Raw genomic sequence first — 16,744 nt, forward strand, 5'->3', positions numbered from 1 at the left:
GACCGGGCGCCGACGCCCCGCCCCGGCGGGGCCCGGCCCGGCGCTACGCCTGCGCCCGCAGCGCGTACGCCGCCAGCTCCGGGACCACGTCGCTGATCGGGCCGCGCAGCACCGCCTCTGCGCGGTCGTCGTAGGGCGTGGGATCGGCGTTGACGACGACCAGCGGCGCGCCGTGATCCAGCGCGACGTCGCACAGCCCGGCGACCGGGTGCACACCCAGCGACGTGCCCACGGCCAGGAACACGTCGCCGTCGGCGGCGGCCTCGACCGCGGCGTCGAGCACGGCGGGGTCGAGGCGCTGGCCGAAGGAGACCGTGTCGGTCTTCTGGATGCCGCCGCAGGCGCTGCAGCGCGGGTCGGACTCCTCCTCCAACCGCTCCAGCACCTGCGGTGCGGGGGTGGAGGCGCCGCAGGCCGTGCACACCACCCGGTGGATGGTGCCGTGCACCTCCAGGACGCGCTCCCCGGCGGTACCGGCGGCCTGGTGCAGGCCGTCGATGTTCTGGGTGACCAGCGCGCGCAGCCGCCCCGCCGCGTCCAGGTCGGCCAGCGCGCGGTGGGCGGCGTTGGGCCGGGCCTGCCAGGCGGGGTTGTCCCGGCGCAGCTGCCACACGCGGCGGCGGACGTTCACGTCCGCCATGTAGGTGTCGAAGTCGAACAGCGCGGCCGCGCCCGGATCCTTGGTCCACATGCCCTGCGGTCCCCGGAAATCGGGGATTCCGGAGTCGGTGGAGACTCCGGCCCCGGTGAGCACGGTGACGCTGTCGGCGCCGGCGATCAGGGACGCGGCGTCTGCGGGCGGGGAGGCTGCGGTCATGGGCGGTCCTCGGCATCGGGGGCTGCGGCCGCTCGGAGCGCCGGCCGTGTCGCCGGCGGGCGCGGTCGGCGTGCCCGGCGCGGGAGCGGCCCCGGAGCCGCAGTGCGGCCCGGCGGGTCGGTCCCCATTGTGTCAGTGCGGCGGTGGCGTGTTCGCGAGGAGGCGTGTGCCGCGGGGAGATACGGGGAGATCACGTATGCACGACTTCTCGTCCACAAACGCTCCGGACATACCGTCGCATGGGGTACTTCGCGGTAATCTCTGCTCACAGCGGGGACACGCGGGCGCCAGGACGGGTCCCAGGGCGCTCGGCCGAGGAGGACCGGCGACGCGCCGAACCCCGGGAAAGCGGAGGTCACTCGCCACCGATGGGGTTTTCTGGGAGCAGACGGCCGCCGGGCGCACCGGCTCCGGAGTGTCGCGAAAGGCCCAGAAACCGCATAAGAGTGCAAAAGCCTTCTTGCCCATGAAACAGCCGCCCTACATCCTCATCGTCAACGGGACGAAGGTCCGCCGACCCGTCTTCGTCCTGGGCGCGCCGCATTCGGGCGTGCAACTGGTCGCCCGCGCACTGGGCAAGGCCCCCGGCTTCCATGTCGGCGCCGGCCACAAGGCGGTGCAGGACGCCGCCTATGCGCTGGCGCGCCGGCCGTCGATCGCCGAAGAGCGGGCATCGGGGACCTCCGACCTGCTGCGGGCGGCCTACGCCGAGGCCTGGCAGCTCACCCCGCACACCTGCCCGTACTGCCCGGAAGGGCCGGTTCCCGCGCGCGAGGCGTCGGCGCCCTGCCGGCACGCCGGCGACGTCGACCGCTTCGGCGACGCCAGCCCGGATCTCATCTACAGCGCCGCCGCCCTGCAGCGGGCGTTCGAAGACGCCGTGTTCGTCCAGATCATCCGGGACGGACGCGACGTCGCGGCGTCGATGCTCGGCGACGAGCAGGCGCTTTCGTGGTTCCGCCCGGCGCTTTCCACCCTCGACCACGAGATGCCCAACCCCTTCTTCGGAATCGAGGACGAGAAGGACCGGGCGCAGTACCCGCGGCTGTCCACCGCCGCCAAGTGCGCCATGCGCTGGCGCGGCGCGGTGCGGCTGTCGGCGCGCCTGCGCGGGTCGCTAGGCTCCGACCGGCTGATGACGCTGCGTTATGAGGACCTGTTCGGTTCCGAGGCGGCCACCGCCGAGCAGCTGCGCACGTTCACCGGCGCGCGGGTGTCGGCGGTAGAGCTGGTGCGCCGCGACTCCCCCGGAATCGGGGCCTGGCGCAGCCGGCTCAGCGCCGACCAGCGCGAGGACGTCCGCACGGTCGCGGGCGCCGAACTCAAACGCCTGGGCTACGCCGACACCAAGGCCAAGTCGAAGACGCGCTGATCCCGACGACCGGCCCGCACTCGACCGCACGTCCCCGCGCCGCTCGACTCGGCCGGCCGGTCCCTGCGGCTAGGCGGGAGCGCGCCCGATCCACTCCGCGGCCGCCTGCCACGCCGCGTGCCGGGGGGCGATGACCGCGACGTGGTCCGCGCCCGCGATCTCGGCGTACTCGACGGGTGCGCCTGCGGCGCGCGCCGCCTGGACATAGGCGCGGCTGTGCTCGACGGGCACCCGCGGATCGGCATCGCCGTGCACGATCAGCTGCGCCGTACCCGCGGGCACACGGACGGCCGGCGCGGCCTCGGTCCAGGCGCGCTCCCCGGGGTCGGGTCCGAGGAAGTCGGCGACGGCGCCCTCGCCCAGGCCCGCGCGGTGGGCGGCGGCCATATCGGTGACCGGAGCCAGCCCGACGACGGCGGTCAGCGGCGATTCGGGGGCGGCAAGCAGCGCCAGATGGCCGCCGGCGGAGTGGCCCACTGCCACCACGCGGCCGGGATCGCCGGGCTCGGCGCCCTCCGCCAAGCGGGCGCCGAGCATCCCCACGGCCGCGCGCACGTCGTCGAGGGTCTGCGGCCAGCCGCCGCCGTCGCCGCCGGTGCGGCGGTACTCCAGGTTCCACACCAGCCAGCCGGCGTCGGCGAGTTCGGCGGCCAGGGGATCCATCAGGCGCAGGTCGTGGGCGTCGCGCCACCAGCCGCCGTGCAGGAGCACCGCGACGGGGAAGGGGGCGCGCTCGTCGGCGTCGGGCTGGTGGATCCCGACCACCTGGCTGGGGTGGTCCCCGTATGCGAAAACGTGCCTGCTGGCCATCGTGCCTCCCCACTCGCCGCCCGGCGGCCCGCGCACAGCCGGGGAGCCGGGCGCTCCGGCCGACGTTCGACCACGCCTGCCCCGGGCACAGTGTCGCACCGCCCGGTGGCCGCGAGCGACCGGCCGGTGACGCTTCGCCCAACCCGGCCGGAGCAACGGCGGGCCCGGCCGGACGGGCTGGCGCGGACCCCGTCGCGGCTAAGGGTCGCCTGACTTACCATGGGGCCATGGGAGAAATCGGAATCGCCGCCTTGATCGCGCTGATCGCGGTCGTGGGAGTACCTCTCGCCATGCTCGGTGGCGGGATCGTCTACGTGGTGCGGCTGGCACGCCGCGGCACCCGGGCCACACTGGACGGCGCCGTGAAGCGGCGCGAACTGGCCTGACCGGCGGCTGCGGCCGCCGCACACGAACGCGCAGCGGCCGGCCGCCCTGTGGATCCGGGGCGGCCGGCCGCTGCGCGTCGCCGAAAGGGACCAGCGGGTCCCGCGCAACCGCGGGGGCGGCTCAGGACACGTTCATCGTGTCCGGGTCGGGGCCGAAGCGGTGGTTCTCGTTCAGCGCGGAGACCGCCTCGACGTCCCCGGTGGAGAGCTCGAAGTCGAAAACGTCGAAGTTGGCGCGGATCCGCTCGGGGGTCACCGACTTCGGGATGGCGATGGTGCCCAGCTGCAGGTGCCAGCGCAGGATGATCTGCGCGGAGGTCTTGCCGTACGCCTCGGCGAGCTTGGCGACGGCGGGATCCTGCAGCAGCTGCCCCTGACCCAGCGGGCTCCAGGCCTCGGTGGCGATGTCGTGCTCCTGGTCGAAGCTGCGCATCTCCTCCTGGGTCAGCCGCGGGTGCAGCTCGATCTGGTTGACCGTGGGTGCGATGCCGCCCTCGTCGAAGATGCGGCGCAGGTGCGCAGCGTGGAAATTGGACACCCCGATGGCGCGCACGCGGCCCTCGGCGTAGAGCCGCTCCATGGCCTTCCAGCTGTCGACGAACTCGTCGTTGGCGGGCATGGGCCAGTGGATCAGGTACAGGTCGAGGTACTCCAGGCCCAGCCGCTCCACCGACGCCTCGAACGCCCTCAAGGTGGAGTCGTAGCCCTGGTCGCTGTTCCACAGCTTGGACGTGACGAACAGTTCGCCGCGCGGCAGCTCCGACCGGCGCAGGGCCTCGCCCACGCCCTCCTCGTTGCCATAGGCGGCGGCGGTGTCGATGCTGCGGTACCCGGCCTCCAGCGCGGTACCGACCACATCGGCGGTCTCGCTGTTGTCCACCTGCCAGACGCCGAAGCCCAACTGCGGAATCCGCACACCGTTGTTCAGCGTCACGTCGGGAACCGTGGTCATGAATTCTCCCCCATAAAGCTCAGGTGCACGATCTTCCTACCCGCAGCGGCAACCTCCGCCGACTGGGACGCATTCCGGCACCGCGGGCGATGTGCACAGTGCCACGTCGCCGCCTGGGCCGGTGGAGCGGGGCCCCGGTGCCGGGATCGGCGCACGGCACAGGGCCGTCGCAGGAGGCCGCCCGCTCGCCGGACCGCGGCCGGGCGCCCCGGGCCGGCTCCGGCGGACGGACCTTCACCCGCCGAACCGGTAGACCACGCCGAAGACCAACTCGTCGTCGGCGTCCAACTCCGCGGCCATTCCGGGGTAGTCGGCCACGCGGCCCTGGCGGAGGACGTAGGGCTCGCCCGGGCGCAGCTTCTCGATCTCGGCGGCCACAGCGGTCCGGGCGGCGGCCGCGGCCACGTCGCGCTGCCCGTCGCTGTCCGCACCGGCCCCGCCCAGCGCACGGTAGACCACGTCGACGGCGCGCGCCTGGGCCGGAACGAGCCCGGCGATCCCGCCGATCTCCTCCATTCCGGGGTCCAGCCGCTTCTCGCGGATGCTCCGGCTCATCGCATACCAGCTCCTTACGGCAGACCGGGACCGGCGGCCGCCCTCGGGGACCCAGTAACCTCCCGGCGCACGCACGAAACGAAGCCGCACCGGACGGCGGGGCCACGCGCATAGCCTCGGTGGAGACCGGGTGCGGGAACGGCGGCACCGCGCCGACCGCCCGCGAGAGGGGACCGACGAACCGGACGGCGACGCATGGAATCCACAGGTGCTACCGCAGGCGACGGGGGCCAACAGCGCGCAGAGCGGCGTGGCGTCGCCGCCGACGGCGTCCCGGACGCGCCACCGGGCCGCATCCTGGTCAGCGCCTGTCTGCTGGGCAGCCGTGTCCGCTTCGACGGGCGCGCCAAAACCGTCGCCGACACGATCGTCGAGTGCTGGCGCGCCGAAGGCCGCCTCGTCGCCCACTGTCCCGAGGTGGCCGGCGGACTGCCCGTCCCCCGCCCGCCCGCAGAGATCGAACCGGGCGGTGACGCCCGCGCCGTCCTGGACGGGCGCGCCCGCATCCGCACACCCGACGGCGACGATGTCACCCGCCACTTCCTCGCCGGCGCCCGCGCAGCCCTGGACGCCGCAGCCGAGCACGGCGTGCGCGCCGCCCTGCTCAAGGACTCCAGCCCGTCCTGCGGGCTGCACCGCGTCTACGACGGCACGTTCACCGGCGCCACCGCGGCGGGTCCGGGCGTCACCACCCGGCTTTTGAAGGACAACGGCATCGCCGTCTTCGCCGAGACGGACCTGGAGGCCGCCGACGCCCACCTGCGCACCGCACCCGGGCACCCGGGGTAACCCACGTCACACCCCGGGAGAGCCGTCGCCGCCCGCGAAGCTGTCATAACCAGGGCTGCGAATGCTGTAGAGTTTTACTCGTCCGCAGGGCAGCGCAACGGCCCACCGGACACCGGGAAGTGGCGCAGTTTGGTAGCGCACTTGACTGGGGGTCAAGGGGTCGTGGGTTCAAATCCCGCCTTCCCGACAGAAGAACGGGCGTTCACGCAGGTGAGCGCCCGTTCGGTGTTTGCGGGGGTCGGTGGCTCTCCACCGCCCGTGCACATTCAGTGCACACGGCTTCCGGGGGTCACCTGGTTGTTCGCGGCGCGCGCGGCCGCCTTCATCCGGCCCGCATCCATCGCGTCGGCGATCTCGTCCAACCGGTCCGGGAAGAGATGCCCGTAGGTGTCGAGGGTCATCGTGGCCGTCGTGTGCCCGAGCATCTGCTGAACCACCTTCACGTCGGCACCAGCGGCGATGGCCAGTGACGCGGCAGTGTGCCGCAGCTTGTGCGGAGTCAGCCCGACGTCATCAAGGCCGACCGCCGCACGCGCCCGGTTGAACTCCCTGCTGCGCCAGTTGTGGCTGCGCAGCGGCGCGCCCCGTTTGGTGGTGAAGACGTACGCGTCTTCAGCGCGGTCGTGGACCAGCGGCTTCAGCTCGGGAGCGAGCGACGCCGCGATGGGCACGGTGCGGCGTTCGCCGGTCTTGGGAGCATGTTCGATCAACTTCCCCTTGGCTTCCGCGAAGGTGGTGGCGACGCGGATCCGGCGCCGATCCAAATCCACGCGCCCGACCCGCAGGGCCGCCGCCTCACTCCATCGGAGCCCCGTATAGGCGAGGAGGAGGATCAGCGCACGGTTGACGGCGGATGCAGCCGATGTCTGGTCGTACTTGGTGCGCAGCTCCGATGCTGCATTGGCCAGCGCCTCAACCTGGTCATAGCTGAGGTAGACGTGCTCGACTTCGCTCGGCTTAGGAAGCCGCACGCCCTTTGCCGGATTGAAGTTCAGCCGACGCGGGACGCACCAGTCGAGCACCATCGAAAGCACGGCATAGCAGTGGCGCGTCTGGGAAGCGCCGAGGTTGCTGCCGCCCTCGTCCCTCGGCTTCTGAAGCTCAGCGATCCAGACCGCCACGTCCTCGGTGTGGATCGCGTCGAGCGGAAGATCGCCCCAGCGCGGAAGGATGTGCGTGTCCAAGAGCCCGCGGTACTTCCACCAAGTGGAGACCTTGATGTCGGTGCGCACCGGTAGCCACTTCTCCGCCATGACGCCAAGAGTGACCTTGGCGGCGGAGGGATCGCGGTAGGTTCCCGCGCTCAGGCTGGACTGGAGTTCGGTCTGACGCCTCTCGGCGTCCGGTTTCTTCTGGTACGTCCCGCCGCTCTTGGAACGGCCGGCGGGATCGTAATAGCGCACCTGCCAGCGGGCAGGAGGCATGCGCTTCCCGGCTTTGGCCTTGGCCACCGCTTCCCGGTACGTCTTGTCACGCGTGCGGTCGTAGATCCACACCCGAGCCATGGTTTTCTCCCCTCCCCTATCGCCGCCGCTACTGAGCGCGGACCCAGTTGTGCACTTCCGAGGGCACGTAACGCACGTACCGACCAACACGGTGCGAGGGAGGACCGTCGCCCTTATAACGCCACTCATAAAGCGTCTTCGCCGGAACGCCGAGGAAGGCGGCAGCGTCCTTGACGGACCAGAGGCGGTACGTGGCGCCGCGTTGAGGTTGCGTTTCAGGGGCGGTCGTGGGTCGGCTCATGCGGCCCTCTCCGGAGTTGCCGAAAGATCATCGTTGAGTTGATGTTGCCGAACAGCGTCGAGCTGAGCGCGGCGTTTGAGCGCTTCGCCGACCGCCCGCAGTAGCCGGTGTTCGCGCGGCGGCACGTCGGGATCGGTCGGCCGGGCGAGTTCCCACGCGTGATCGCCGGAGGAGACCGAGGAGAGGGCCGGAGCGGCGCCGTCGTCCTGGCCCTCGTCGGGGTCGGCGTCGGGATCCACGCCCAACGCGTCCAGGACCCAGCGCAGCCGGTCGGCCTTGTGGTCGGCGACGGTCTTGCCCGACCATTTCCGAGACACCAGGACGCGGCGTCCGGCGTAGCCGAGGTGTTCGCGCCGGTGTGCTTTGGAGCGGCAGAAGCCCGGGACCATGCCCGCCTTGGCACCGTCCGGTTGCACGCCATAGCGGAGCCAGTTCGCGCAGCGCGGCGAGCAGGGTTCGAACCGCAGCGCTTCCACGAGGCGTTCTACGTGGCGCGCCTGCGCGTCGGTCTCCACGGCGTGGCATTCGGCGATGTCCTTGGTGAGGTACTTCGCCAGGTAGCGCACGCACCGGTCGGCGTCCTCGGTGCCGGCCACCACGCCCTTCGCGTCGACCTGCGGCCCGAACCGGACGACGTGCATCGGTTCGGCGTTCGGATCGGCATCGAGCGCGTCCAGCGCCTCACCCCAGGTCGGCAGCACCTCACCCGTGACCGGATCCACGTAGTTCCCGGTCGCCTCGTCGAAGACCGGCAGAGACTCCCCCGCATAGACCGCCTCGTCGGCCGCAGGCCACCACACCTGGTGATAGGTGGCCGCCGCGATCTGCCGCAGCTCCGCACGCGGAATGGTGCCCCTCGTCGCCATGTGCAGATGCGGCGCCAACCGGCGCTGCGGCTCCACGGTCGCGAAGTACTGGACATCGAACCCGGCCACGCGGCGCAGGTTCTGCACGAAGCGATCCACCAACTTGGAGAAGTGCAGCGCATCCCGAGCCGCCCGCCGGTAGTCATACGTCGAGGGATCCACCGGCGTCCCGTCGGAGCGCACCCGCCCGTAGGTGTCGCAGGTCAGCGTGAGGAACAGCGACGGCCGGAAGGTCCTGCCGGTCGCGGGATCCTCGTAGGTGCGGCCGAGGGTGGTCTTGGCCATCTGCCGCTTGGGCAGGTCCGGCGCGTCCTGGCGCCGCTTGGTCGAGCGCACCCGCCGAGACGTCGCCGACGAGGAGCCCCGCGACACCGACCCGCGCATGCCGGACGCGGTGATCTCGGTGTCCAAATCGGCGATGGCCTGATCCAGTGCGGCCACCTCGTCCGGATTGGCCCCGCCTGCCTCCACCAGCGCGTCACGTTGTGCGGTGACCACGGCGCGGCGCTCCACCCACGCCCGCTGAACATCGGACGGCTCCTCCGGCGTCACGGTCGGTTCCTCGACCAGGTGCCAGCCCTCTTCACACTGCGTGCGTCGGATGGAGCGCTTGCGCTTGGCACACGCCGGGCACCGAGATTCCAATGTGGAGTTGCACGGCACATCCACGATCTCGGTTCGGCCCGTGGTGATGTCGGTGCGGCGCAGCGACACGGGCCGGATACACACACCCTTGTCGGCGGCGATCTGCTCGGCCACCTCACGCGCCAGCGGTTGCGCTTGCCGCTCGGCCCGCGTGCTCTTACCGGTCGGGGTCGGCATCAGTCGCCCACCCCCGCAGCGGCCGGTTCAGCGGCCATGGCGTCGATGTCGGCATCGGAAACGAACGCGGCCCGCACCCGCACCGGAACCGGCGAGCCCTCCAGCTTCACGAACGCCACACCGGGAAGGTCCGGATCGAGCAGGTGGGCGTTGGCGCCCCGATCGCGCGCGCCCTCCCCGAGCACCATGTCCACCTGCGACGCCTCGTCCAGGCGCAGAGCCACCTTGTCGGGAAAGAGGTTGCGCAGGTTCAGCACCTCCTTGCGCGGATCCTGCAGCGCGGCCAGCACGCAGAACCCGACCGACCGGCCCTGACTGGTCAGCGTCGCTATCGCGTTCTCCGCCCGCCGGCGGATGTCGCGCTCAGGGTGGTAGGCGGTCAGGAACGCCACCTCGTCCAGCACCACCACCACGAACGGATCCCGCGTGCTGGGCACGTGCACGCGTTGGCGCCCCGCGTAGCGCTCGGCGCGCTCCTGCATCGCCGCAACCGCCGATTCCAGGAGGTCCACGGCGTCTTCGGCCGCATCGGCGTATCGGGCGAACAGCGGGCGTCCGAAGGAGAGTTCCATCCGCTTGGGATCGATCGCCCACACCTGCACCGTGCCCGCGTGGATGGCCGCAGTCATGGCGCGGATGGCCGACCACAGCACCGAACCCTTGCCCGCGCCGGTCACCCCGACCGTGAGCACGTGCGTGCCGTGCAGCCGCAGATACCACGGTTCGCCGTCCTCGCACCGGCCCACCGGCAGCCCCGACAGATCCGGATCCTCAGGCACCGGTAGCGCCTCGATCGGATCGGCGAGGGTGTCCCGGCGCGGGAACTCCAACACCACATCACGCGGCCCGCGCACCTCCACACGGCAAGAGGGAGCGCCGAAACCGTGCGCCAGCTCCGCCACACGGTTCTCGAAGTCGGCCGGGGCGGTACCGGCAACCAGGCGCACCCGCACCCGGTCGGCCCACGCCGAGCAGGTCACCCCGCGGATCTGCGGAAGGTACTGCCGTTCCAGGTAGGACTCGGCCAGGCCGGAGACGACGAGGACGGGTTGCCAGTGGCGCCGGTAGACCCACAGCCACCGCCAGGCGGCCAGCGCCCGACGCGCAAGGCGAGTCTTGAACGACTTCGGCCACCGGCGCCACCAGACCAACAGAGCCACGTCGGCGAGCGTCCAGGCCGCGGCCAGCCCCAGCCAGCCGACGAGGTACGCCAGCAGCGCAGAGGCGCCCGCAGTTGCGACGGCCACGGGGAAGCGGAGCGGCAGCAGAACGAGGAGCCGCACTAGGCGCCAGAGGAAGCCCGCCACGACGACGATGCCCGGCGTCTCGACTACCGGAGCCGAGAAGCGGATGGTCTGCGCCGGTACCGGCGCGGTCGGTTGCACCTGCGTTGCTCCGGCGCTCTTGCGTCCCAGCATCACCGACCACCCCCGCTCTCGTCGTCGGCGCGGAGTGCGGCCAGTTCGGCGCGAGCCTCGTCGGCCACGGCGCGGGTTTCGGCATCGTCGGTCTGGTCGGCGATGCGGCCGAGGATGCTGGACTTCCACGCCAGCAGCGCCGCATCCGGACGTGGCCCGGAGCCGTTGAAGGCGGCGTTGCGGTGGGCGCGCAGGGCGTCCATAAACTCGGCGATCTCGCGCGGGCTGACCCGCGTTGACGGATCGGACATACTGAAGAGACACCTCTTCCAGAGATTTCGCAGGTCTCGCAGGAGGGTTGAAGGGGCGGCCGAAGGTGTTGGCGCACCAGGCCGCCCCGCTTGCGTTCAGCGGACTTCTCAGCCCGCGTCCTTGCCGCCGGAGCTACCGGCACCGGAGGCGGCACCGGCGGGAGCCTTGCGCGAGCCACCGCCGCCGGGCGTCTTCACCCCACGCGCGCGCAGCGAATAGGCCACGCGCGGGCGGCGGCCGGAGTCGTCGACGTAGGGCATGACGGACATCTGCTCGAACTCGACGGGCCGGAAGGGCAGGCCGGGCACCTCGTCGGGCAGGGTCGGGCAGTGCTCGGCGGCCACCTTCACCTTCACGCTCTTGGCCTTGCCGCGGGCTTCCGGATCGGCGTCGATCACATCCACCGCCCACAGCGGCAGGCCCGTGTTCTTGTCCATCTGCGGACGCTTGGTCTCGAAGTCGGTGATCGCTTCCACTCCGAGCGCGTAGGCGCCGTGCGGGAACACCGTCCCGAACTCCACCGGCAGCGCACCCTGAATCGCCATCATCCACCTCATGAACTATCAGACATACATTGAAACAAGATCTGACCTATCAGGTCATGCTGCGACTGTAGTCGCGCCAACCTGATAGGTCAACTCCGAATCAGCGAAGATTCTGACAGGATCAGTCGAGCGGATACACGTCGCGCAGCTCGTGGCGGTCACCAGGAAGAACGGCGTCGATGAGCTGGAGCGCGCGACCATCAGCGTCGTGGCCCGTGACCACGACGTTCAGCACCGGTGAGCCGGTCTGAATGGACAGCGCCGATGCCTCGTCCGACGACGCGGGACGCGCGATGATGCGCTCAACCGCGTGGTCGATCCGGACTTTCTTCCGCTCCAGCAGGTGACGGCGGATGCTGGATCCCAGGGGGTCCGGGGAGCTGAAGCGGGTACCGGCGGCCAGGTCAAGCGGGAACCAGGCCGAGACCAGCTCGTTGGGGCCGTCCTCCTCCTGAAGGACGTACTGCCGCAGGAACGCCTTGGCCGGCCGCTCCAGCTCCAGCAGGTTCGCCACGTGCTCAGGGGCGACGACGATCCCGGCTTGCAGCAGCTCCGCCGCCTGCGCGTCCTCGGCGCCTTCCAGGAGTTCGAGCCCCGGACGCGCGCGCTCTTCGGCTGCCCTGGGCGTCTTGCCCCGGACGTAGGAGCCGGATCCCGTCTGCGTGAAGATCAGGCCCTCTTCGCGGAGCAGGTCGAGAGCGCTGATCACGGTCGGACGAGAGACGCCGAACTCGCTCGCCAATCGCCCCTCGGAGGGAAGCGAGTCCCCCGGTTGGTAGGTACCGGAGGTGATGCGTTCGCGCAGCGTCCGCGCCACTCGCTCATACTTGCGCTCGCCGCCGTTGGCTGCCATCCGGTACCGTCCCATAGTTCTCAGGTGCTCTATCAACTCAGGTTAACAACTGAATCTGTAGTTGACAGCCCTATAGGCGGTTTTCTCCTGGGCAGTGGTGCTGCCGCAGCACGACGGACAGCTCCCGGCGCAGCGCCTTGGCGTTGGGCGCCATCACACGCAGCTCCCCGTGCCACGCGGCCCACCAGCCCCGAGGCAACTGGCAGAAGTCGCACATGGGGAACTCGCGCCGCAACTCCTGTTCAATCAGGTCCCGTATGCGTCCGATCTCGGCCCCGAGGTCACCCATCAATCCGCGCCCTCTCGGACGGGAGGTAAGCGCGAGCGGCCCGCGCGATCTCCGGCGCCTCGTCGGCGGACGCCCACGCCGAGGAGAGCAGGAAGTCACCGTTCCAGAGGAGTACTCGGCCACGGCTGTCGGCGGTGATCCAGACGGCCTCATCGGCACCGGGCACGCTCACCCGAAGCCCGGTGACACTCTCGATGAGGACGGCGTCCAGACCGTGCCATTCCAAACGGACCCGAAGCCCGTTCAGCACGGCCAGTTCATAGGCGAGGTTGCGATAGGCCATCACGCCGCCCCCTCCTGCGACATGATGGCCCGCTCTCCGGTCCCACCGCAGTGCCAGCACGCTTCACGGGTGCGGCCGTCCTGCGGTTGTCCGATGTCATCGGGCCGGGTCGACCGGCGGAAGCGCACCCAGCGCCAGCCAAGGCCCCGGCAGGAGTGGCACGTTGTCCCCGCTTTCGCGTCCATGGCGGTCACGATTCCGGTTGCGGTCACGTAAACCCATCCACACCGGCTATCCCAACTGGGGATAATGACCGTGGCCGAGCCACGCGAGTGATCGAGAGGCCGCGATGCCGCCCGGACGAGCACTTGATCCGATCGACATCCCCGCATGGGCATGGAGCCGGGAGGACACGCGGAGACTGCTGCAGGAGCGCGACATCGCCGGGTTGCTGCGCTTGGCTCAGCGGTACGGAGGCGCGAGTCAGACTCGCCTTGCCGCGGCGACGGGCATCGCTCAGGGCCGTGTCAGCGAGATCCTGAACGGACGCAAGCAGATCACGGCGCTCGACGTGATCGAGCGCATCGCCGACGGGCTCAACATGCCCGACTCCGCGCGCATGCTGTTCGGCCTGGCTCCACTGGACCTGACGATCCTCACCCAGCACCGCAGCGCCACCGCCGCCGCTGCCCCGCTCGTTCCCCCGCCTAGCGTGGAACCAGATGGGCAGCAGGAGGAGAGCGTGAAGCGTCGCGAATTCGTCGGACTGACCGGGGCGGCCCTGTTCGAGGCGGCCACCGGCCCCGCGATCGGGCTGGAGGACATCGCCAGCGCCCTCACCCGCTATGCGGGAGCGGCGACCGGCCAGCCGACACACCCGCCCGACCTCGCATCACTCACCAAGGCGGTGCACGCGGCCAAGGCCGGGTACCAGGCGTGCCACTACGGCGAAGTCGCCCGACGACTGCCGGCACTGCTGAACCGGCTGGACGCGGCGACACGGCAGTTCGACGGTGACAGTCTCCTCACCGCGCACTCGCTCAGGGCCGAGGCGTACCACGTGGCGGCCAGCGTCCTGCTGAAGTCCGACGAACGCGGGTTGGCCTGGCTTGCGGCCGACCGGAGTATGCAGGCGGCCGAGAACAGCGAGAACCCGGCCACCCTCGGAGCCAGCGCACGAATCGTCACCCGAGCATTGATGACCGACCGCCATTACGGCGCGGCGACCGAACTGGCGACCACGATGGCCGAACGCGTGGACACCACGGCCGAGGAGCCGACGGCGGATTCCGTCTCGGTCTACGGCGCATTGCTGCTAAGCGGAGCCGTCGCGGCGGCCAAACGCGAGAACCGCGGCCAGGCACGCGCCCTTCTGGACGAGGCGGAAGAGGCCGGCCGACGCTTGGGCGGCGATCACAACTACCAGTGGACGGCGTTCGGCCCCACCAACGTGCTCCTCCACCGTGTGAACACCGCCGTCGAGATGGGAGACGCGGGAAGCGCCATCGACCACGCGCGGCGGATCCGCCTGGACAACATCGACGTGACCGAACGCAAGGTCACCTTGTTCGTAGACGCGGCCCGCGCGTACAGCCAGTGGGGCAAGCTCGATCGAGCATTCGAGGCACTGGTCACGGCGGAGAACCTGGCCAGCGAAGAACTCAGCGCCCGCCCCTCCGTTCACACCCTGATCAACGACATCGGCACCCGCGCCACCGGACACCTGCGCGGCAACATCACCGACCTCGCGGAAAGAGTTGGCCTCACCCGATGAGCGACAAGAAGGTCCTCTACATCATCGTCTGCGCCGCCGGCCCCGCCGGAGACGTCGGCGTCCTGATCGACCAGGCCCACGAACGAGGTTGGACCGTTCAACTCATCTCCACGCCGGCCGCTCTCGCGTTCATCGACACCGACGCCTTGGAAAAGCAGACCGGGCGCCCCGTCCGCAGCGCGCACCGAGCACCGGGATCCCCGCGATCTCCGAAGGCCGATGCAATCGTCATCGCCCCAGCCAGCTTCAACACCATCAACAAACTCGCCAACGGCATAGCCGACACCTACGCCCTAGACGTCGTCAACGAGGCCATCGGTCTCGGCATCCCCACCGTTATCCTGCCTTTCGTAAACTCCGCCTACGCCAATCGGGCACCATTCCGGCAAAGCATTGAATCGCTTCAGGCCGAGGGTGTTCCCGTGTTGATGGGCCCTGGAGCGTTTCAACCGCACGAGACAGGGGGTGGAGAAAGGATTCTAAATAGCTTCCCTTGGATTATCGCCTTAGACAGAGTCGAAACTACCTAAGTTCTTTACAGCCCCCTTCACCCAGTCACACGAATTCTGGTTTACCGTGACATCTATAGCCTCCCTAATTATCTCCTCATTCGCCGCGATAATCGCCCTTGCCGCCTTATGGAAAACTCATTTGGCAAGATTTCGCCCAATAGCAACCACAGGAAAGCTGCGACTTAGAATATATGAAATCGAAAATCAAGATAGTACTTGGTTTATACCTCAACTCGATGTTCCGATCATGCTCGTAAATACAGGCGCCAAGATCGGAACAATTAACGACATCCGCATTGTTGCGCGCTACCCAGATATTCCAATTCCGAACGCCCGGGAAATTTTTCCTTGGCATTGCGTGGTGGACTCTGGAGAGTTTGAACTGGAAGCTATACATAGATTTACTTGGCTCAAAAAGGCGCGTCTGCGTGATTCTTCTGGCATAGCTCTTCAGCCAGGAGTTCCCGTGAGCATGCACATCGTCCTAGACACTCGATGGGACGACGCAGTAATACAAAAGATTGAATTCGAGCTCCAAATTTCAAGTGACTCAAAACACAAATGGACTCCAATTGAACGGTGGACTCACCACATCTCCCCTTCAGTCTGGCAGCATCTTATAGACGGAACTTCCTTCTCTGTCGACCCTCATACCAGCCCACGCAAAGAACCGCTAGATCGGTGATGGGGGTTTGGTGGCCTGGTCAGTGGTCGTAGGCGATCAGTGACCGCTTGATCGGGGCATCGATCAGCCAGTTGTGCCAGATCGCGGCGTTGAGCGCGCAGATGCGCTGGCAGGTGCGCGCCCAGAGCCCTTCAGTGGTGCGCGCGGCGTGGCGCTCCAGCCCCAGCTGGTTCTTCAGCGTCCAGATGACCGCCTCGATCCGCTGGCGCAGCCACCCGGGAAACGAGGGGTTCTCGGGCTCGTCCGCGCGGGCCGGGCGGAGGAGCGGATGGCCCAGCCCGGCCGCGGCGCTCTCGATGCCGGCCCCGGCGAAGCCCTTGTCGCACACGATCGGGCCCGGCCCCGGTGCGGGCGGCTGGGCGTGGAGCAGGTGCAGGGCCTGCTTGCGTTCGTCCAGCTCCTTGGGGTGGGCCAGGCTGAAGGCGCAGACCGCCCCGTCGGCGGTGGTGACGAGCATGAGCTTGGCGCCCCAGTAGAAGGCGTGGTGGGAGGCGTCGCGGCCGTATCCGGCGATTTCGCCCAGGCCGGAGCGGTTGACCGTGACCCGGGAGGCGCCGCAGCGCAGCGGGGTGCCGTCCATCAGCCGCAGCTTCTCCTGCCAGGTCGGAACCGCCCGGGCCAGCCACATGGAGGCGGCGAGCAGGGCCGGTGCCGCATCGCGCAGGTGGCGGTTGTACTCGGACTGGCCGGGCAGGCGGGGGAAGAGGTGGCCGATCCGGTCGGGTGCGGCGCGCATCCAGTGGCGTTCGGAGTCGCAGCGCAGCAGGGCTTGGGCGATGGCGACGCAGACGAGTTCGGCGTCGGTGAGCAGCCGGGCGGGGCCGCGTTTTCCCGGTTTCCTGCCCGAGGGCAGGACGTGGTCGTCCAGGTGGACGTAGAGTGCGGTGAGAAGGGCGTCCAGGTTCGTGTTCACAGCTTGAGCATGGGCGCCCTTCGTCATGTCCGCAGGAGTTCCGACAAACTCCCATCAACGATCTAGTTGATCCTCACAATTTACATGACTTCACTCGGGGGAAATCTGATCTGCCGCGCGAACGTTTCACGTCACCGTCGCACCAGATCCTGCCCCCGAATACAG

The 16,744-nt window shown here is 69.4% G+C and carries 20 protein-coding genes and 1 tRNA gene; 7 read left to right on the forward strand and 14 right to left on the reverse strand.

What is annotated here, in order from left to right; translation table 11 throughout:
- Nucleotides 1-43 precede the first annotated feature (43 nt).
- Nucleotides 44-817 carry an SIR2 family NAD-dependent protein deacylase gene (locus tag HNR25_RS01305; protein WP_184632708.1) on the reverse strand — a complete coding sequence of 258 codons (774 nt, stop codon included), beginning with the start codon at nucleotides 815-817 and terminating at the stop codon, nucleotides 44-46.
- Nucleotides 818-1,283: 466 nt separating this feature from the next.
- On the opposite strand from HNR25_RS01305, the gene HNR25_RS01310 reads away from it, so the two are divergent.
- Nucleotides 1,284-2,189, forward strand: a complete 906-nt coding sequence (locus HNR25_RS01310; RefSeq protein WP_184632710.1) for a sulfotransferase — start codon at nucleotides 1,284-1,286, stop codon at nucleotides 2,187-2,189.
- Between the two features lie 69 nt (nucleotides 2,190-2,258).
- On the opposite strand, the gene HNR25_RS01315 is transcribed toward HNR25_RS01310, so the two are convergent.
- Nucleotides 2,259-2,999 carry an alpha/beta hydrolase family protein gene (locus tag HNR25_RS01315; RefSeq protein ID WP_184632712.1) on the reverse strand — a complete coding sequence of 247 codons (741 nt, stop codon included), beginning with the start codon at nucleotides 2,997-2,999 and terminating at the stop codon, nucleotides 2,259-2,261.
- 227 nt (nucleotides 3,000-3,226) lie between these two features.
- On the opposite strand from HNR25_RS01315, the gene HNR25_RS01320 reads away from it, so the two are divergent.
- Nucleotides 3,227-3,385 carry a hypothetical protein gene (locus tag HNR25_RS01320; protein WP_184632714.1) on the forward strand — a complete coding sequence of 53 codons (159 nt, stop codon included), beginning with the start codon at nucleotides 3,227-3,229 and terminating at the stop codon, nucleotides 3,383-3,385.
- Nucleotides 3,386-3,506: 121 nt separating this feature from the next.
- On the opposite strand, the gene HNR25_RS01325 is transcribed toward HNR25_RS01320, so the two are convergent.
- Together HNR25_RS01325 and HNR25_RS01330 are read right to left on the reverse strand one after the other, a co-directional pair.
- The gene (locus tag HNR25_RS01325; protein ID WP_184632716.1) at nucleotides 3,507-4,337 is read right to left on the reverse strand and encodes an aldo/keto reductase; all 831 of its coding nucleotides are present in this window, start codon (nucleotides 4,335-4,337) and stop codon (nucleotides 3,507-3,509) included.
- Between the two features lie 234 nt (nucleotides 4,338-4,571).
- Complete coding sequence (locus HNR25_RS01330; RefSeq protein ID WP_184632718.1) at nucleotides 4,572-4,892, reverse strand: hypothetical protein; 321 nt, start codon at nucleotides 4,890-4,892, stop codon at nucleotides 4,572-4,574.
- Between the two features lie 195 nt (nucleotides 4,893-5,087).
- Here HNR25_RS01330 and HNR25_RS01335 point away from each other — a divergent pair, with 195 nt between their 5' ends.
- Nucleotides 5,088-5,681 (forward strand): 2-thiouracil desulfurase family protein, encoded by a 594-nt coding sequence (locus HNR25_RS01335; protein ID WP_184632720.1) that lies wholly within the window; start codon nucleotides 5,088-5,090, stop codon nucleotides 5,679-5,681.
- A gap of 113 nt (nucleotides 5,682-5,794) precedes the next feature.
- Nucleotides 5,795-5,868: transfer RNA gene (locus tag HNR25_RS01340), tRNA-Pro, on the forward strand.
- A 79-nt stretch (nucleotides 5,869-5,947) separates the two neighbouring features.
- Here the strand turns inward: HNR25_RS01340 and HNR25_RS01345 are convergent.
- The 9 genes from HNR25_RS01345 to HNR25_RS01385 form a co-directional block, all read right to left on the reverse strand.
- Nucleotides 5,948-7,186: a tyrosine-type recombinase/integrase gene (locus HNR25_RS01345; protein ID WP_184632722.1), complete on the reverse strand. Its 1,239-nt coding sequence runs from the start codon at nucleotides 7,184-7,186 to the stop codon at nucleotides 5,948-5,950.
- Nucleotides 7,187-7,214: 28 nt separating this feature from the next.
- On the reverse strand, nucleotides 7,215-7,427 hold the full coding sequence (locus tag HNR25_RS01350) for a helix-turn-helix transcriptional regulator (protein WP_184632724.1): 213 nt from the start codon (nucleotides 7,425-7,427) through the stop codon (nucleotides 7,215-7,217).
- Nucleotides 7,424-9,115 (reverse strand): replication initiator, encoded by a 1,692-nt coding sequence (locus tag HNR25_RS01355; protein ID WP_184632726.1) that lies wholly within the window; start codon nucleotides 9,113-9,115, stop codon nucleotides 7,424-7,426. The genes HNR25_RS01350 and HNR25_RS01355 overlap by 4 nt, the downstream gene beginning before the upstream one ends.
- Nucleotides 9,115-10,533, reverse strand: a complete 1,419-nt coding sequence (locus tag HNR25_RS01360) for an FtsK/SpoIIIE domain-containing protein (protein ID WP_184632728.1) — start codon at nucleotides 10,531-10,533, stop codon at nucleotides 9,115-9,117. Before HNR25_RS01360 ends, HNR25_RS01355 begins: the two co-directional genes overlap by 1 nt.
- A complete protein-coding gene (locus tag HNR25_RS01365) occupies nucleotides 10,533-10,784 on the reverse strand; it encodes a hypothetical protein (RefSeq protein ID WP_184632730.1) in 252 nt (83 codons plus the stop codon). Before HNR25_RS01365 ends, HNR25_RS01360 begins: the two co-directional genes overlap by 1 nt.
- A 108-nt stretch (nucleotides 10,785-10,892) precedes the next feature.
- Nucleotides 10,893-11,330, reverse strand: a complete 438-nt coding sequence (locus HNR25_RS01370) for a plasmid replication, integration and excision activator (protein ID WP_184638678.1) — start codon at nucleotides 11,328-11,330, stop codon at nucleotides 10,893-10,895.
- A 121-nt stretch (nucleotides 11,331-11,451) separates the two neighbouring features.
- The gene (locus HNR25_RS01375; RefSeq protein WP_184632732.1) at nucleotides 11,452-12,183 is read right to left on the reverse strand and encodes a GntR family transcriptional regulator; all 732 of its coding nucleotides are present in this window, start codon (nucleotides 12,181-12,183) and stop codon (nucleotides 11,452-11,454) included.
- A gap of 70 nt (nucleotides 12,184-12,253) precedes the next feature.
- Complete coding sequence (locus HNR25_RS01380; protein WP_184632735.1) at nucleotides 12,254-12,472, reverse strand: hypothetical protein; 219 nt, start codon at nucleotides 12,470-12,472, stop codon at nucleotides 12,254-12,256.
- Nucleotides 12,465-12,755 (reverse strand): hypothetical protein, encoded by a 291-nt coding sequence (locus HNR25_RS01385; protein WP_184632737.1) that lies wholly within the window; start codon nucleotides 12,753-12,755, stop codon nucleotides 12,465-12,467. The genes HNR25_RS01380 and HNR25_RS01385 overlap by 8 nt, the downstream gene beginning before the upstream one ends.
- 289 nt (nucleotides 12,756-13,044) lie before the next feature.
- Between HNR25_RS01385 and HNR25_RS01390 the strand changes: the two genes are divergently transcribed.
- Genes HNR25_RS01390 through HNR25_RS01400 form a run of 3 tightly spaced genes read left to right on the forward strand, consistent with a single transcriptional unit; the run spans nucleotide 13,045 to nucleotide 15,666 of the window.
- Nucleotides 13,045-14,469, forward strand: coding sequence for a helix-turn-helix domain-containing protein (locus tag HNR25_RS01390; protein WP_184632739.1), 1,425 nt, complete (start codon nucleotides 13,045-13,047; stop codon nucleotides 14,467-14,469).
- The gene (locus HNR25_RS01395) at nucleotides 14,466-14,999 is read left to right on the forward strand and encodes a flavoprotein (protein WP_184632741.1); all 534 of its coding nucleotides are present in this window, start codon (nucleotides 14,466-14,468) and stop codon (nucleotides 14,997-14,999) included. Before HNR25_RS01390 ends, HNR25_RS01395 begins: the two co-directional genes overlap by 4 nt.
- 46 nt (nucleotides 15,000-15,045) lie before the next feature.
- Nucleotides 15,046-15,666 (forward strand): hypothetical protein, encoded by a 621-nt coding sequence (locus tag HNR25_RS01400; RefSeq protein WP_184632743.1) that lies wholly within the window; start codon nucleotides 15,046-15,048, stop codon nucleotides 15,664-15,666.
- A gap of 19 nt (nucleotides 15,667-15,685) precedes the next feature.
- On the opposite strand, the gene HNR25_RS01405 is transcribed toward HNR25_RS01400, so the two are convergent.
- The gene (locus HNR25_RS01405) at nucleotides 15,686-16,579 is read right to left on the reverse strand and encodes a hypothetical protein (protein ID WP_184632745.1); all 894 of its coding nucleotides are present in this window, start codon (nucleotides 16,577-16,579) and stop codon (nucleotides 15,686-15,688) included.
- Nucleotides 16,580-16,744: the final 165 nt, after the last annotated feature.

The sequence above is a fragment of the Streptomonospora salina genome, assembly GCF_014204715.1.
GTDB classification, from domain to species: Bacteria; Actinomycetota; Actinomycetes; order Streptosporangiales; family Streptosporangiaceae; genus Streptomonospora; species Streptomonospora salina.